The following is a 15,108-nucleotide window of genomic DNA, read 5'->3' as shown; positions in this document are numbered from 1 at the left end:
CGCGCGGCTCAGTGTGCGATGGCGCGGGCGCCGATCCAGCGCCGGTAGCGGCGGGTCCGACACTTTGCGGCCGCCTGTGCCAGCAGCAGTGCCCATACCGGTGAGACCGTGGGTGCGGTGGGGCGGCGCCGGCTCAACCGGCCCAGCTGATACTTCACTGCGGCCATGTGCGCGCTGGCCGCCAGCGGCTTGCTGCGCCAGTTGATGTCGCGCAGTGTCGGCACCGGATCGCGGCCCTGCTGCCAGTGCTGCGGCAGATCCGGCTCGATCGCCAGCGCGGTGGCGATGCCGACCATGGCCACGCCGCTGGCCAGCACCTGCTCTGCCACTTCGCGGCGGCGGATGCCGCCGGTGACCATCAGCGGCATCGTTGCCACCGTGGCGATCTCGCGCGCGAATTCGAGGAAGTACGCTTCGCGGGCCACGCTGCGTTCGTCGCGTGCGGCGCCGGTCATGGCCGGTGCTTCATAGCTGCCGCCGGACAGTTCGACCAGATCCACGCCGAGGGGCGCCAGCATCTCGACCACGTCGCGCGCGTCCTCGGGCGAGAAGCCGCCGCGCTGGAAATCGGCGGAGTTGAGCTTCACCGCCACCACGAACGTGGGCGCCACCGTCGCGCGCACACCCTGCACGATCTCCAGCAGCAGGCGCGCACGGTTCTGCAGGCTGCCACCCCAGCGGTCATCGCGGCGGTTCGACAGCGGCGACAGGAACTGGCTGAGCAGGTAGCCGTGCGCGGCATGGATCTCCACGCCGCTGAAACCGGCGCGCTCGGCCAGCTCGGCACTGCGGATGAAGCGAGCGATCACGTCTTCAATATCCGCCTCGGTCATCGCCCGCGGCGGCGCGAACTGTTTGGACAGTGCGCCCATGTCCAAGGGGACCGCCGAAGGCGCCAATGCCGGCTGGCCGAGCGCGGCCGGCATCTGCCGCCCGGGGTGGTTGATCTGCATCCACATCTGCACCCCGCGCGAGCGCGCGGCGTCGGCCCAGGCGATGAAACGCTCCAGGTGGCGATCGTCCTCCAGCACCACGCCGCCGGGGCCGGTCATGGCGCGGCCATCGACCATCACGTTGCCGGTGATGATCAGTCCGGCGCCGCCGTCGGCCCAGCGCTGGTACAACTGCAGCAGCGCTTCGGAGGGGGCGTGGTCGGCGTCGGCCATGTTCTCCTCCATCGCCGCCTTGGCGATGCGGTTGCGGATGAGGGCGCCGGAAGGCAGCGCCAGGGGCGAGAACAGCGACATGGGACAGCTCCAGGACAGGGGAATGGCGCTACGCTAACCTTCAAGTTTTATTGAAGGTCAATGGGTTCCGATGTCGAGAATTCAGGCAGATGAAGATCGGTGAGCTGGCCCGCCGCACGGGCCTGGCGGCGTCACGCATCCGCTTCTATGAGGAGGCAGGGTTGCTGGTCGTCCAGCGGCAGGCCAACGGCTACCGCGACTACCCGGAGCAGGCGGTGCTGCTGCTGGAGCTGATTACCGGTGCGCAGCGCGCCGGCTTCAGCCTGGAGGAGATACGCGCCTTGCTGCCACCGGACATGGGCCACTGGCAGCACGACGCATTGATCTCAATGCTGCAGCAGAAGGTGGCCGACATCGAGGCGCTGCAGTTGCGGCTGGCAGAGAGCCGGGCGCACCTGCTGGCCCTGATCGAGGACATCCAGGCGCGGCCGGAGGGCATCGACTGCGCGGCCAACTCGCGGCGGGTGCTGGAGCGCGTCAAGCGCGGTGAGCTGGCGCGCCCGACACTTGCGGCCGGCGATACGGCGTTGCTGCGGCCGGATCGCCGCCGCCGCGCGGGCAGCAGCTGACAATCCGGCGCGAAGGTCAGTGGCTGCCCACGCCGGCTGTCTTGCGCTTCCTGTCCAGCATCACCGCCACGCACCACAGCAGCAGGCCGCCGATGGCGGTGGCGGCACCGACATAGCCGGTGCTGGCCGGGCTGAAGCCGGCACTGATCGCCATGCCGCCCAGCCACGGCCCCAGCGCATTGGCGGTATTGAAGGCGGCATGGTTGGAGGCGGCGGCCAGGGTCTGTGCTTCGCCGGCCACGTCCATCAGGCGCGTCTGCAGCACCGCCGCCAGCGCGCCCATGGTGCCGACGGTGATGATCATCGGACCGATCGTCCACACCGACTGCGCGGCCAGCGGATACAGCAGCAGCATCACGATCGACCACAGCAGCACCACCGCGGCGGCCTTGAAGTGGAACTTGTCCACCAGCCAGCCACCGGCGATGTTGCCGATGATCGCGCCGATGCCGAACACGCCCACCGCCAGCGGCATCCACGATTCGGCCACGCCGGTGACCTGCACCAGGGTCGGTGCCAGGTAGGTGAACACGCAGAACATACCAGCGAAGCCAACGGCGCCGATCGCCAGCGCCAGCCACACCTGGGTGGTGTTGAAGGCGCGCAGTTCGCGCATCGGCGAGGTACGGACCTCGTCCGGGTCCGGCAACAGGAAGCGCGCGATCATCGCCACGGTGGCGATGGCCAGCACGCTGACCAGGGCAAAGGCGGTGCGCCAGCTCAGCTGCTGGCCCAGCCAGGTGGTCAGCGGATTGCCGACCAGGATCGCGATCGACAGGCCCAGCAACACGCGCGACATCGCCTGGCCGCGCTGGCCGGCAGGGCTGATCGCGGCGGCCACCAGCATCGCCACGCCGAAGTAGGCGCCATGCGGCAGGCCGGCGACGAAACGCGCAATGAGCATCGTGCCGTAGTTCGGCGCCAGTGCGCTGGCCAGGTTGCCGACGGCATAGAAGCCCATCAGTGCCAGCAGCAGCTTGCGGCGAGGGAAGCTGGCGCCGACGAAGGCGAGGATCGGGGCGCCGACGACCACGCCGATGGCGTAGGCGCTGATCAGGTGGCCGACCTGGGTTTCGGAAATCGACAGGCCGCGGCTGATCTCCAGCATCAGGCCCATGCTGGCGAATTCACTGGTGCCGATGGCGAAGCCGCCCAGCGACAGGGCAAGGATGATCAGGGTGCGCTGACGGGGCGTCAGCCGCGCAGCCAGGGAAGAGTTGGGGCTCATGCGGGGCGCGATGGGGGCGGGGAGCCGGTCATTGTACTGCTGCACCGCAACAAGGGCAGCAGCACTCAGGGTAAATCAGCGTTTGATCGGTGACACGTTCGCCCACCGGCCACCGGCCACCGCGCGGCGCGATCAGATGCCCAGCGCTGCCCGGGCGTGCGCATACTTGCCGCGCAGGCGCCCGGCCGTCGCCGCGTCGAGCATCGCCAGGCGCTGCGGATCGGCGTTGTCATCCAGATCGGCCTGCTTCACCTTCAGTGCCAGCGGGTGGGCGGCAATGCGCGCGTAGTAGCTGTCCGCGTCGGGGGCCGCGTCGCGGTTGAGCAGGTGCACCGCCTCGCGCAGCGGGGCGGGAAAGACCTCGATCCGTGCGGCAAACGCCGGGCAGTCTTCGGCTACGTCATGCAGCCAGGCCACCACTTCGGCGTCATCGTCGCCGCGCACCGCGGCCGCCACCCGCGCCACATGGCAGATGTAAGGCTGGCCGGCCTTGTCCGTCTGGCCCGCGTGGGCCTCGGTGGCCAGCGTGCGTGCAAGTGCTACCCAGTCCATTGCAGTCTCCTTGGATATCCGCAGACAGTTTCGCGCAGAAACCGTAGCGCTTGTGCATACGCCGATGACACTGCGATGGGCATCATGGCGGGGCAGGGGACGCAGTGTTGCCCCGACAAGGAGGAATGCGATGCAGGAATTCAGGCATGTGCTGGAAACCCGTGGCCGCTATCAGCTGGTAGCAGTGTCCTACGAGCCGGTGTACGCTCCGGGCGATGTGGTCGGCCATGCGGTCGTCGCCGACGATGGGGATCGTCTGACCGACCTGGTATCACTGGCCGAAGCGCGCCAACTGCTGTTGCAGCGGGTGCGTGAAGAGGGCGAAGAGCCCGGGCTGGAGAACGAAAACAACCTGCGGAAGAAGGCGTCGCGCTGGCGCCGCCGCTAGGCCGTCGCGCCCTCGTGCGCATCATGGAGGATTCGGGTGTTGCCCAGTAAGAAGTATCTGCTCATCGCCATCGTCACGCTGGCGACCCTGCTGCTTGGTTTCGCGTTTTCCGGCTACCTGACCCTGTTGTTCCTGGGGTTGGACACCAAGCTGTTCACCTGGAACACGTACTACCAGTACTACCACGCCATCGGCCAACCGCAGGTTGCGACGTTCGTGGGCAAGATCAAGTGGGCCGGCTACGTGGGCTTCGGCTTGCCGCTGCTGGTCCTGCTGGTGACCGGTCTGGTGCTGCTGCTGAAGAAGGACAAGCGCTCGCTGCATGGCGACGCGCGTTTCGCCACCGGCGCCGACCTGTCCAGGCATGGCATGTTCAAGAAGACCGGCCAGAGCATCGTGGTCGGCAGCCATGGCGGCAAACTGGTGCGGCTGGATGGCCAGCAGTTCGTGATTCTTGCGGCACCCACCCGTTCAGGCAAGGGCGTGGGCGTGGTCATCCCGAACCTGCTGGAATACGGCGAATCGCTGGTGGTGCTGGACATCAAGCAGGAGAACTTCGACCTGACCAGCGGCTGGCGCGCCAGCCAGGGCCAGGAGATCTACCTGTTCAATCCCTTCGCCGAGGATCGGCGCACGCACCGCTGGAACCCGCTCAGCTATGTCTCCGATGATCCGGCATTCCGGGTGTCGGACCTGATGAGCATCGCCGCGATGCTGTATCCGGACGGCGCCGAGGACCAGAAGTTCTGGGTCAGCCAGGCGCGCAACGCGTTCATGGCCTTCACCCTGTATCTGTTCGAAAACTGGGACGACGAGCGCAGCAGCGGCTTCCCGGGCGGCTCGGGCACGCCGACGCTGGGTTCTGTCTACCGGTTGTCATCCGGCGATGGCACCGATCTGAAGAAGTACCTCAAGGCCTTGTCGGAGCGTTCGTTCCTCAGTGGCAACGCGCGATCGGCGTTCGCCAACATGCTGTCCCAGGCCGACGAGACCTTCGCCTCGATCCTGGGCACCTTCAAGGAACCGCTCAATCCCTGGATCAACCCGGTGCTGGACAAGGCCACCAGCAGCAACGACTTCCTGCTGACCGACGTGCGCAAGAAGAAGATGACCATCTACATCGGCATCCAGCCGAACAAGCTGGCCGAGAGCCGGCTGATCATCAACCTGTTCTTCAGCCAGCTGATCAACCTCAACACCAAGGAACTGCCCAAGTCCAACCCGGACCTGAAGTACCAGTGCCTGCTGCTGATGGACGAATTCACCTCGATCGGCAAGGTCGAGATCATCGCCTCGGCGGTGTCCTACATGGCCGGTTACAACATCCGCCTGCTGCCGATCATCCAGAGCATGTCCCAGCTCGATGCCACCTACGGCCGGGAAGTCTCGCGCACGATCATCACCAACCACGCGCTGCAGATCCTGTACGCGCCGCGCGAGCAGCAGGACGCCAACGACTATTCGGACATGCTGGGCTACACCACCATCCGCAAGAAGAACGTCACGCACGCCCGCGAGAAGACCCACAGCTTCACCGAGGAGCGGCGGGCACTGATGCTGCCGCAGGAGCTGAAGGCGATGGGGCCGGACAAGGAAGTGTTCCTGTACGAGGGCATACCGCATCCGGTGAAATGCGACAAGATCCGCTACTACAAGGATCGCTACTTCACCTCGCGGCTGCTGCCGAAAGTCGACGTTCCCATGCTTAACGTCTAATTCACGTCGTTAAATTTGTGACGTAGATTCATATTCACTGACGTGAAAACGTGAGTTGAGTCAAGAATTCGGCATTTGTTCATAGATTTTCAGACTTGTCTGACATGGAATTGACGCGTGGTTGTGCGACCCTGTGCATGCCGTTCAGAAATGTGTGATGGATGGCAGATGTTGTAGAGCAGGGTGGCCAGGAGTTTGTGCCATGAAACATGGATGGTTTCGACGTTGGTGAGGTATGCGGGTGTGTCGCCGGGAGTGTCTGGCGGCCCCGCGACTTGGTTGGCAGCCGTTGGCTGCAGGGGAGCCGGAGTGGGTGTGCTGCCAGTCAGTGCGTCGCTCCGATTCCGGCGTGCGCGACGCAGCGCCGGACGACCAGGGGACCAATGCTCGGGACTGCTTTTTCGTACGTCAAAGTGAAGCCCGTATGAATCAGGCGTTTATCGCGAAAATGTCCATCGCCGCAGTGGCGGCGTTGATGGTGGCCGGTTGCGCCACCAAGTCCGCTCCCGATTTCGGAGGCCGCTGGAAGCCGGTGAACCGCTTTGCTGCGGCAACCACCGAGATCCCGCTGTACTCCAGCTACGTCTACCAGGCCTCGCCGATGGATGGCACGCTCAAAGCCATGCTCGAGCGCTGGGCCAAGGATTCCGGACGCACGCTGGATTACCGCCTGAGCTCGGACTTCACCCTGTACGGCGCGGTTTCCAACATCGACACCACCAACGCTCAGCAGGCCGTGATCGATCTGACGGCGGCCTATGCAGCGCAGGGCATCTCCGTCTCCATCGTTGGCAACCAGATCGTTGTGCAGAGCGCTGGTTCGACGCCGACCGCGTCGGCACAGGGCGCTGATTCCAACAGCGGCACCTGAGTCCACCTCGAAATCATCGAACGTGCCGCTCCCCGCGCCTGTCGCAGGGGTGCCACGCCCATTGATGTTTCAGCAGTACGGAAGAATCCATGTTCCGCAAGAAGGATCCCGGCAATAGTCCCAAGGTCGAGCAGTCGGTCGCCAAGGCGGTCAGCTACGAGATCACCGTGGCCGACATGGCGCGTCGCAGTGAGCGCCGCGCCTGGTGGGTCGCCACCGGCTCATTGCTGATGTCGCTGGCACTGGCTGGCGGCTACTACTACATGCTGCCGCTGAAGGAGAAGGTGCCGTTCCTGGTGATGGCTGATGCCTACACGGGTACCGCCACGGTGGCGCGCCTGAGGGGCACGTTCCAGGGCGAGACGATCACCTCCAGTGAAGCGGTCAACCGCAGCAATGTCGCCCAGTACGTGCTGGCGCGCGAGTCGTACGACTCCGCGGTGATGGGGTTGCGCGACTGGGAGCTGGTGTTCGTCATGTCCAGTGATGCCGTGGCCGCAAGCATGAAGCAGCGCTATGCCAGCAACAATCCGCAGAATCCGTTCGTGATGTACGGCCGGGGCAAGGCGATCAGGGTCAAGATCCTCAGCATCACCCCGCTGGGCGTGCAGGCGAACGGCAGCTTCCGTGGCGCGTCCGTGCGCATCCAGCGCAGCCTGCTCGACAAGCGCAGCGGTGTGTCGACCTATCTGGACAACCAGCTGGTCACCATGCGCTTCCAGTACAACCAGAATCTGGCGCTCTCCGAACAGGACCGCGTGCTCAACCCATTGGCGTTCCAGGTCACGGAGTACCGTGTCGACAACGACTATGCGCGCGGCGTGCCCGTGCCGGATGACGGTGCCATGCAGCAGCAGGCCCAGGATGCCGCGCAACAGGCACAGCTCGCCGCGCAGCAGGCGCAGGGCATGTACGTTCCGAACAATCCGGCCGCTGCCACCATGATCGATCCCGCCACCGGTCAGCCTGTCGCAGTGCCGGCCAATGGGCAGATGCAGCCGATGCAGGGTGCGCCCATGCAGGGGCAGCCGGTCCAGGGGCAGCCGATGCCGGGGCAGGGCGCGCCGGGACAGCCGGCAATGATGCCGGCACCGAACCATTCCACCGGAAATGCTGATGGAGCAAGCAACCGATGAGTAGTCGAAAAATCAGGGGAAGCGCGTGGGCGCTGCTGTCGTTGCTGTCGCTGGTGTTTTCCAGCGCGGCGATGGCACAGGCAGTTGACCACTACGAGTATGAGAAGGACCGCATCTACCCGGTTCGCACCGGCCTGGGCCTCACCACCCAGATCGAGCTGAGCCCGAACGAGAAGATCCTCGACTACAGCACCGGCTTCAGCAGCGGCTGGGAACTCACCCGTCGCGAGAACGTGTTCTATCTCAAGCCGAAGAACGTCGACGTCGACACCAACATGATGGTGCGTACCGAGACCCATTCGTACATTTTCGAGCTGAAGGTCGTTGCCACCGACTGGCGCCAGCTTGAGCAGGCCCGTCGCGCCGGCGTGCAGTACAAGATCGCATTCGTCTATCCGAATGACACTGTGTTCGGCCCTGCCCAGTCGGCGGTCGAGGAGGAGGCGCAGCCGCTGCTCAGTACCGAGCTGGCCAAGGATCGCCAATACAACTTCAACTACTCCTATTCGACCAGCAAGGCCAAGAAGATGGGATGGCTGGTCCCGGTCAACGCCTACGACGATGGCCGTTTCACCTATCTGAAACTGCCCAACTCGCCCGAGTACAAGACCGGTATCTTCCCGGCCGTATTCGGTCGCGAGAAGGAGTATGGCGAGGATTTCGTGGTCAACACCACGGTTGAAGGCAATACGCTGATCGTGCACGGGACGTACCCGTACCTGGTCATCCGCCACGGCGACTTCGTCGTCGGCCTGCGAAGGAACGTGAAGAAATGAGCCAGCAGAACACTCCCGAAAACGATCCGAATCCGTCTCCGTACGGACAGGGGCCTGCGGCTCAGGAGCCATCGGCGAACCCCTACTACGGGCACGCGCAGGCAGAGGCGGCGCCGGATCTGGATGCCAGTGCCCCACAGCTTCGCTCTGCGGAAGAGCAGCGCTTGAACCGCAAGGCGCTGTTGTTCCTCGGCGGCATCCTGGTGTTGTTGCTGGCCATGGGCTTCCTGCTGCTGCGCAAGGGCAAGGAAGACGCTGAAGAAGCCAAGGCGCCGCCGCAGGTTGCACGTTCGAGCACCCCCGACCTGCCGATCATTGCACCCTCCGCGATTCGCGAGGCTGCCCGGGAAGCCGCCGAGCCCATTCCGATGCTGCCGCCACCGCCGCAGGAAACGATGGGCCCGACGTTCATTCCTCGTGCCGAACCCGAGCGCGAGGTCGAGCGTGGCCCGAGTCTGCTGGATCGCCGCATTGCCGGTAGTGGTGGCGCAGGCGTGGGCACGGGCGACGCTGGCGGCCAGGCCGCAGCAGGGGACAACGACGATCCCTACATGCAGGCCACGTTGGCTGCGCTGCAGGCGCAGAACGGCAATGCTCCGCCGGCCAAGGTGCGCCGCGGGCCTGATGTGGAGGATGTGTCCAATGCTTCCTACATCCGGAGCCCCGACGCGCTGCTGGTGCGTGGCACCTATCTGCGTTGTGTACTCGAGACCCGCATCATCACCGATCTTGCAGGTTATACGTCGTGCCTGTTGACCGAGCCGGTCTACTCGATCAACGGCCGCAGCCTGCTGCTGCCCAAGGGGTCCAAGATCTATGGTGCGTACGGTGGCGGTCCCAAGGGCAAGCGCGTGGAAGTGATCTGGGATCGCATCACCACGCCCAATGGCATCGACGTGGCCATGTCCAGCCCGGGCGTGGATCAGCTGGGTGGTGCTGGTCATCCCGGCCAGTACAGCGCGCACTGGGGTAGTCGCATTGCGTCGGCGTTGATGATCAGCCTGATCGCCGACGCCTTCAAGTACGCCGCAGCCGAGCATGGCCCAGAGTCGACGACGGTTTCCAGCAATGGTTTCGCCGTTCGTTCGCCCTATGAAAGCGCCACCGCGCGCACGATGGAGCGTCTCGCCAACGAAGCCCTCACCAGTTCGAATCGCCCGCCGACTGTCACCATCAACCAGGGCACCATCGTGAACGTCTACGTCGCCAAGGACGTTGACTTCACCAACGTGCTCAACCCGCGCCGGTAACCCGAAGAACAACCATGGACGCCGAAGTGTCACCCCTCGCCCTCGTTTCCAGCGATTTCCTGCGCTATCAGTACGAAGTGCTGGGCATCGCCGAGTACATGACATCCCCGGAAGTGACGGAAATCTGCATCAACCGTCCCGGTGAGCTGTACCTGGAAACCCGGGCCGGGTGGCAGCGGGTGGACGTGCCGGGCCTGACCTTCGAGCGGGCCCGGCAGTTCTGCACCGCCGTAGTGAACGAAAGCAACACCGGCCAGCGCATCACCGATGCCGATCCGGTGGTGTCGCTCACGTTCCCCACCGGCCAGCGTGCGCAGTTCGTGATTCCACCTGCCTGTGATGCCGGCAAGGTTTCGATCACGATCCGCCTGCCGTCCAAGCACACCAAGTCGCTCACCCAGTACCACGAGGATGGTTTCTTCAACCAGATCCTGGAACAGGATGGCAGTCTGAGCGAGCAGGACCGCGAGCTGCTGGAACTGCGCCAGCAGCGCGAGTACGCAGAGTTCTTCCGTCGTGCGGTGATGTACCGCAAGAACATCGTGGTCTCCGGTGCGACCGGTAGCGGCAAGACCACCTTCATGAAAGCGCTGGTCAATCATATCCCGGACAACGAGCGCCTGGTCACGATCGAGGACGCACGCGAGCTGTTTCTGACCCAACCCAATGTGGTGCACCTGCTGTACTCCAAGGGCGGGCAGAGCACCAGCAATGTCAGCGCAAAGAGTTGCATGGAAGCCTGCCTGCGCATGAAGCCAGAACGCATCATCCTGGCCGAGCTGCGCGGTGACGAGGCGTTCTACTTCATCCGCAACTGCGCATCGGGCCACCCGGGCTCGATCACCAGTTGCCATGCCGGTAGCCCGGAGCAGACCTGGGATCAGCTGGCGCTGATGGTGAAGGCCTCGGCCGAGGGTTCGGGCCTGGAGTTCAACGTGATCAAGCGACTGTTGATGATGACCATCGACATCGTCGTGCATATCAAGGCGCATGCCGGCTCGCGCTACATCACCGGCATCGACTTCAATCCTGGGCGTGCCCAGGGGCAGGAGGGCTGACCAATGCTGCCAGGACTGGAAATGATGGCGTGCCCGGAAATGGCCGTCTCGATGGACGTGATGCAGCACGTCATCAACGTGGAATCGTCGCGCAACCCCTATGCCATCGGCGTGGTCGGCGGCGCCCTGGTGCGCCAGCCCAAGGCCCTCGACGAGGCGCTGGCCACCGTTCGCATGCTGGAGGAGAAGGGCTACAACTTCTCCATTGGCCTGGCCCAGGTCAACCGTTACAACCTGGGCAAGTACGGGCTGGATTCCTACGAGAAGGCCTTCCAGCAGTGCCCGAACCTGCAGGCTGGTTCGCGCATCCTCGCCGATTGCTACAAGCGCTCCGGTGGTGACTGGGGCAAGTCGTTCAGCTGCTACTACTCGGGCAACTTCGAGACCGGCTTCCGTCACGGGTACGTGCAGAAGATCTATGACTCGATCCGCCGCGGTCAGCAGGTCGCAAGCAACGGCGTCGCGCCGATTGACGTGGTCAGCCGCGGCGAGCGTCGGGTGGTCAGGGTCGAACATCATCCGCAGACGGCCTCGCCGGCCCAGGCACGCATCGTCGCCCAGGCCAGCGCGCCGGTGTACGTGCCGTCCAATGACCCGGCCCGGGCCTACACCGTTTACCCATCCACCGGTGCGATGGCCCGCGGCAGCCTGCTGAACATCGCCGACCAGGCGGTATCGCGCGTGGTGCTGGGCTCGGTCGATCGAATGATGCAGCCACAGGCACAGGGTGGAAACGACATGCCGCAGCAGGCTCCACAGCCGTATCAGCAGCCTGGTGCGGCGCAGGGCGGGGCCGCCATGCCGCAACAGCTTCCCGGGATGGCTGCCGGGGCGAACGCGCCGGTGATGCTGCGCCCGTGGAATGAGCGTAACGCGCCGGCAGCGGACACCCAGAATTTCTACAACGCACCGGCGCCCCGTGCGCCGGTGCAGCAGATTCCCGCAGGGGATGCGGCCTTCGTGTTCTGACGAAGTCGTGGTGCGACCGGTCCCCCGGCTGGTCGATTCAGTTGTGTTAGTCCATCAACAAGGAAATCAATCCATGAAGCGATTCAATCTCGACCTCGTCCAGGCCCAGCGCACGCTGAAGACCATGCTGATGGCCGTCGCATTCGCCGGTGCTGTGTTCGCTCCCCAGGCCCTGGCCGGCACTGACTTCGGTGGTACCGATGGCAAGGTCTGCGGCTTCTTCTCCAACATCAACGGTCTGCTGAACATGGCCTCGATCGCCGTGGTCACGATCGCCGTGATCTTCGCCGGTTACCAGATTGCGTTTGCCCACAAGCGCATCGGTGACGTGGCCCCGATCCTCATCGGCGGTGTGCTGATCGGCGCGGCAGGCCAGATCGCGCGCATGCTGCTCGGCAAGGAGGCTGGCAGCTGCGAAAAGGTCGGTGGTGGCGACGGCGCTGGCATGGCGTTTGAAATGATCAAGCACGCCGTCCAGTACTACAGTGCATAAGAACGTCCTGTTCCGGGGATGCACGCGCCCAGCGATGTTCCTGGGCGTTCCCTACCTGCCATTTTTCATGGTGGCGGGTGGGTTGTTGCTGCTGAGCATGTACACGAACTTCTGGTTTCTGCTGACCATCCCGGTGGCCATCTTCATCATGCGGCAGATGGCCAAGCGTGACGAGATGATCTTCCGCCTGCTGGGCCTGCGCCTGATGTTCAAGCTCAAGGTGCGCAACGTGCAGGAGCATGATGGCATGTGGGTGTTCAACCCGAATCACTACCGCAACAAGCCAGCCCCCAGGGATTGAGGGCTGGATCCGGCCAGGCGGGCGTTGAGCGCCCGCCTGGCCAACTCCGCATCTTTGTCGGCAGTACCTTTTGGAAGCAGTCGTATGTTCAACCCAGATACCTCCATCAGCGAATTCATCCCCTTGTCGTCGCACGTGGCTCCGAATGTGGTGAAGACCACGGGCGGCGACTACCTGTTGACGTGGCACCTGGAAGGGCTGCCGTTCGTGGGGCGCGAAGAATGGGAGCTTGAGCATCGGCACAACACCTTCAACCGGTTGCTGCAGACGCTGCGCGCGCCGGATTTCGTCAACGTTGCCTTCTGGGTGCATGACATCCGGCGCCGTCGCACCCTGAAGGGAAAGAGCTACTACAAGCAGCGCTTCAACCAGGATGTGTCCGACCAGTACATGGGCATGCTGTCCTCCCAGCGCATCATGCAGAACGAGCTGTACCTGACGATGATCTATCGCCCGGTGGTGGCGGGAAAGCGCTTCGTGGAGAAGTCCGCGAACGTGGACAAGCTGCGCGCCGAGCAGGAGCAGGCCGTCGAGAAGCTGATGGAGCTCGCCGGCAACGTCGAGGCTGTGATCCGCGACTACGCGCCTTACCGGCTCGGTATGTACGAAGCCAAGAACGGCGTGGTGTTTTCCGAAACGCTTGAGCTGTTCGGCTACCTGATCAACCGCATCGATGAGCCGGTACCGGTGCTGTCGGCGCCTGTGAAAGACTATCTTCCGGTCAGCCGTCATATGTTCTCGGCCAAGACCGGCGATTTCGTGATCAATACGCCCAATGGCGTCAATCATTTCGGCGCGATCCTGAATATCAAGGAATATGCCGAGGGGACCTATCCGGGCATCCTCAATGGTCTGAAGTATCTGGACTACGAGTACGTCATCACCCATTCGTTCAGCCCGATGGGGCGCCAGGACGCATTGAAGGTGCTGGACCGGACCAAGGGCATGATGATCTCGTCGGGCGACAAGGCGGTCAGTCAGATCGTCGAACTCGACCAGGCGATGGATCATCTGTCGTCAGGCAACTTCGTGCTGGGCGAATACCACTTCATCATCGCGGTGTATGGCGACAGCCAGGCGAAGCTGTCGCAGAACGTGGCCTCGACCCGTGCCGAGCTGTCCAACGCCGGTTTCGTGTCGACCAAGGAGGATCTGGCAGTCACCTCGTCGTTCTATTCGCAGCTGCCGGCCAACTGGCGCTTCCGCACGCGGCTGGCCAACGTCAGCTCGCTGAATTTCCTCGGCCTGTCGCCGCTGCACAACTTCGCCACCGGCAAGCAGCACAACAACCCGTGGGGCGACTGCGTGACCACGCTGCAGACCACCAACGGTCAGCCGTATTACTTCAATTTCCATGCCACCCATCCATCCGAGAATTCGCTGGGTGAGAAGGCGATCGCCAACACCATGGTGATCGGCAAGTCCGGTACCGGCAAGACCGCGCTGATCAACTTCCTGCTCAGCCAGGTTCAGAAGTACGAGCCGTCACCGACCATCTTCTTCTTCGACAAGGACCGTGGTGCGGAGATCTTCGTGCGTGCCTGCGGTGGCAATTATCTGGCCCTGGAGAACGGTGCGCCGACTGGCTTCAACCCGTTCCAGTGCGAGAACAACGAAGCGAACGTGCAGTTCCTGGCCGACCTGATCAAGGTGCTGGCCGGCAAGCGCGAGTACAGCGCCCGCGAGGAAGAGGACATCTACCGTGCGGTGGAGAGCATGCTCGATACGCCGATGCATCTGCGCAGCATGACCAACTTCCAGAAGAGCCTGCCCAACATGGGCGACGACGGCCTCTATGCGCGCATGCGCCGTTGGACTTCGGGCAATTCGCTGGGTTGGGTCTTCGACAATCCGATCGATACGGTGGATCTGAGCAAGGCCAACATCATCGGCTTCGACTACACCGACATCATCGACAATCCCGAAGTGCGCGTGCCGGTCATCAATTACCTGCTGCACCGCCTGGAATCGCTGATCGACGGTCGACCGCTGATCTATGTGATGGACGAATTCTGGAAGATCCTGGACGGCGAGGGTGGCCTGAAGGAGTTCGCGAAGAACAAGCAGAAGACCATCCGTAAGCAGAACGGCCTGGGCATCTTCGCCACGCAGAGCCCGGAAGACGCGCTGAAGAGTGATATCTCCGCTGCCCTGATCGAGCAGACCGCCACGCTCATCCTGCTGCCGAACCCGAACGCCAGCAAGAGCGACTACATGGATGGCCTGAAGTTGACCGAGGCGGAGTTCAAGGTGGTCACGGCACTGGACGAGCGCTCGCGCTGCTTCCTGGTCAAGCAGGGCCATGCTTCCAGTGTCTGCCAGCTCAACCTGCGTGGCATGGACGACATCCTGTCGGTGATCTCGGCCTCGACCGACAACATCGACATCATGCATCGGGTGCTGCAGACGGCTGCAGTCCGCAATCGGATCACCGTGGACGAACTCACGCCGGAACAGTGGCTGGAGGACTTCTACAAGAACCGAAAGGGCTCTGGTAAAGCCAAGGCCTCTGCCGAAACCGATGCGGCTTGAAAGCCCTGGATCAGACAGCGCC

The 15,108-nt window shown here is 63.7% G+C and carries 15 protein-coding genes; 12 read left to right on the top strand and 3 right to left on the bottom strand.

From position 1 onward, the window contains the following. Window positions 1-8: 8 nt before the first annotated feature. Window positions 9-1,247: an NADH:flavin oxidoreductase/NADH oxidase family protein gene (locus CKW06_RS14940; RefSeq protein ID WP_005410132.1), complete on the bottom strand. Its 1,239-nt coding sequence runs from the start codon at window positions 1,245-1,247 to the stop codon at window positions 9-11. An 89-nt stretch (window positions 1,248-1,336) separates the two neighbouring features. On the opposite strand from CKW06_RS14940, the gene CKW06_RS14935 reads away from it, so the two are divergent. After that, complete coding sequence (locus tag CKW06_RS14935; RefSeq protein WP_024958241.1) at window positions 1,337-1,816, top strand: MerR family transcriptional regulator; 480 nt, start codon at window positions 1,337-1,339, stop codon at window positions 1,814-1,816. Between the two features lie 16 nt (window positions 1,817-1,832). On the opposite strand, the gene CKW06_RS14930 is transcribed toward CKW06_RS14935, so the two are convergent. After that, complete coding sequence (locus tag CKW06_RS14930; protein ID WP_005410130.1) at window positions 1,833-3,044, bottom strand: MFS transporter; 1,212 nt, start codon at window positions 3,042-3,044, stop codon at window positions 1,833-1,835. Window positions 3,045-3,176: 132 nt separating this feature from the next. Continuing rightward, complete coding sequence (locus CKW06_RS14925; RefSeq protein WP_005410129.1) at window positions 3,177-3,596, bottom strand: HD domain-containing protein; 420 nt, start codon at window positions 3,594-3,596, stop codon at window positions 3,177-3,179. A gap of 130 nt (window positions 3,597-3,726) precedes the next feature. On the opposite strand from CKW06_RS14925, the gene CKW06_RS14920 reads away from it, so the two are divergent. From CKW06_RS14920 to CKW06_RS14870, 11 genes are all read left to right on the top strand, one after another. Next, window positions 3,727-3,984, top strand: coding sequence for a hypothetical protein (locus CKW06_RS14920; RefSeq protein WP_005410128.1), 258 nt, complete (start codon window positions 3,727-3,729; stop codon window positions 3,982-3,984). 36 nt (window positions 3,985-4,020) lie between these two features. Continuing rightward, window positions 4,021-5,700, top strand: coding sequence for a type IV secretory system conjugative DNA transfer family protein (locus CKW06_RS14915; protein ID WP_024958420.1), 1,680 nt, complete (start codon window positions 4,021-4,023; stop codon window positions 5,698-5,700). A gap of 424 nt (window positions 5,701-6,124) precedes the next feature. After that, window positions 6,125-6,571 carry a hypothetical protein gene (locus CKW06_RS14910; RefSeq protein WP_012480646.1) on the top strand — a complete coding sequence of 149 codons (447 nt, stop codon included), beginning with the start codon at window positions 6,125-6,127 and terminating at the stop codon, window positions 6,569-6,571. Between the two features lie 89 nt (window positions 6,572-6,660). Next, window positions 6,661-7,707: a VirB8 family type IV secretion system protein gene (locus CKW06_RS14905; RefSeq protein WP_024958421.1), complete on the top strand. Its 1,047-nt coding sequence runs from the start codon at window positions 6,661-6,663 to the stop codon at window positions 7,705-7,707. Next, complete coding sequence (locus CKW06_RS14900; RefSeq protein ID WP_012480644.1) at window positions 7,704-8,483, top strand: TrbG/VirB9 family P-type conjugative transfer protein; 780 nt, start codon at window positions 7,704-7,706, stop codon at window positions 8,481-8,483. Before CKW06_RS14905 ends, CKW06_RS14900 begins: the two co-directional genes overlap by 4 nt. Further along, window positions 8,480-9,733 (top strand): TrbI/VirB10 family protein, encoded by a 1,254-nt coding sequence (locus CKW06_RS14895; RefSeq protein WP_012480643.1) that lies wholly within the window; start codon window positions 8,480-8,482, stop codon window positions 9,731-9,733. Before CKW06_RS14900 ends, CKW06_RS14895 begins: the two co-directional genes overlap by 4 nt. A 14-nt stretch (window positions 9,734-9,747) precedes the next feature. Further along, the gene (virB11, locus tag CKW06_RS14890; RefSeq protein WP_012480642.1) at window positions 9,748-10,791 is read left to right on the top strand and encodes a P-type DNA transfer ATPase VirB11; all 1,044 of its coding nucleotides are present in this window, start codon (window positions 9,748-9,750) and stop codon (window positions 10,789-10,791) included. Between the two features lie 3 nt (window positions 10,792-10,794). Then, complete coding sequence (locus CKW06_RS14885) at window positions 10,795-11,760, top strand: lytic transglycosylase domain-containing protein (RefSeq protein ID WP_024958422.1); 966 nt, start codon at window positions 10,795-10,797, stop codon at window positions 11,758-11,760. Window positions 11,761-11,833: 73 nt separating this feature from the next. After that, complete coding sequence (locus CKW06_RS14880) at window positions 11,834-12,253, top strand: TrbC/VirB2 family protein (RefSeq protein WP_012480640.1); 420 nt, start codon at window positions 11,834-11,836, stop codon at window positions 12,251-12,253. Then, complete coding sequence (locus CKW06_RS14875) at window positions 12,246-12,554, top strand: VirB3 family type IV secretion system protein (RefSeq protein ID WP_012480639.1); 309 nt, start codon at window positions 12,246-12,248, stop codon at window positions 12,552-12,554. Before CKW06_RS14880 ends, CKW06_RS14875 begins: the two co-directional genes overlap by 8 nt. 84 nt (window positions 12,555-12,638) lie before the next feature. Beyond that, window positions 12,639-15,086 carry a VirB4 family type IV secretion/conjugal transfer ATPase gene (locus tag CKW06_RS14870; protein WP_024958424.1) on the top strand — a complete coding sequence of 816 codons (2,448 nt, stop codon included), beginning with the start codon at window positions 12,639-12,641 and terminating at the stop codon, window positions 15,084-15,086. Window positions 15,087-15,108 lie beyond the last annotated feature (22 nt).

Origin of the sequence: Stenotrophomonas maltophilia (assembly GCF_900186865.1) — a bacterium.
Classification (GTDB): Bacteria; Pseudomonadota; Gammaproteobacteria; order Xanthomonadales; family Xanthomonadaceae; genus Stenotrophomonas; species Stenotrophomonas maltophilia.
Note: the sequence above shows the minus strand (reverse complement) of the source record. Positions and strands in the feature narration are given on the sequence as shown.

Excerpts from the sequence above, each read along its gene's own strand:
- CKW06_RS14940 (WP_005410132.1), bottom strand. The coding sequence starts at position 1,247 with ATGTCGCTGTTCTCGCCCCTGGCGCTGCCTTCCGGCGCCCTCATCCGC.
- CKW06_RS14935 (WP_024958241.1), top strand. The coding sequence starts at position 1,337 with ATGAAGATCGGTGAGCTGGCCCGCCGCACGGGCCTGGCGGCGTCACGC.
- CKW06_RS14930 (WP_005410130.1), bottom strand. The coding sequence starts at position 3,044 with ATGAGCCCCAACTCTTCCCTGGCTGCGCGGCTGACGCCCCGTCAGCGC.
- CKW06_RS14925 (WP_005410129.1), bottom strand. The coding sequence starts at position 3,596 with ATGGACTGGGTAGCACTTGCACGCACGCTGGCCACCGAGGCCCACGCG.
- CKW06_RS14920 (WP_005410128.1), top strand. The coding sequence starts at position 3,727 with ATGCAGGAATTCAGGCATGTGCTGGAAACCCGTGGCCGCTATCAGCTG.
- CKW06_RS14910 (WP_012480646.1), top strand. The coding sequence starts at position 6,125 with ATGAATCAGGCGTTTATCGCGAAAATGTCCATCGCCGCAGTGGCGGCG.
- CKW06_RS14905 (WP_024958421.1), top strand. The coding sequence starts at position 6,661 with ATGTTCCGCAAGAAGGATCCCGGCAATAGTCCCAAGGTCGAGCAGTCG.
- CKW06_RS14900 (WP_012480644.1), top strand. The coding sequence starts at position 7,704 with ATGAGTAGTCGAAAAATCAGGGGAAGCGCGTGGGCGCTGCTGTCGTTG.
- CKW06_RS14895 (WP_012480643.1), top strand. The coding sequence starts at position 8,480 with ATGAGCCAGCAGAACACTCCCGAAAACGATCCGAATCCGTCTCCGTAC.
- virB11 (WP_012480642.1), top strand. The coding sequence starts at position 9,748 with ATGGACGCCGAAGTGTCACCCCTCGCCCTCGTTTCCAGCGATTTCCTG.
- CKW06_RS14885 (WP_024958422.1), top strand. The coding sequence starts at position 10,795 with ATGCTGCCAGGACTGGAAATGATGGCGTGCCCGGAAATGGCCGTCTCG.
- CKW06_RS14880 (WP_012480640.1), top strand. The coding sequence starts at position 11,834 with ATGAAGCGATTCAATCTCGACCTCGTCCAGGCCCAGCGCACGCTGAAG.
- CKW06_RS14870 (WP_024958424.1), top strand. The coding sequence starts at position 12,639 with ATGTTCAACCCAGATACCTCCATCAGCGAATTCATCCCCTTGTCGTCG.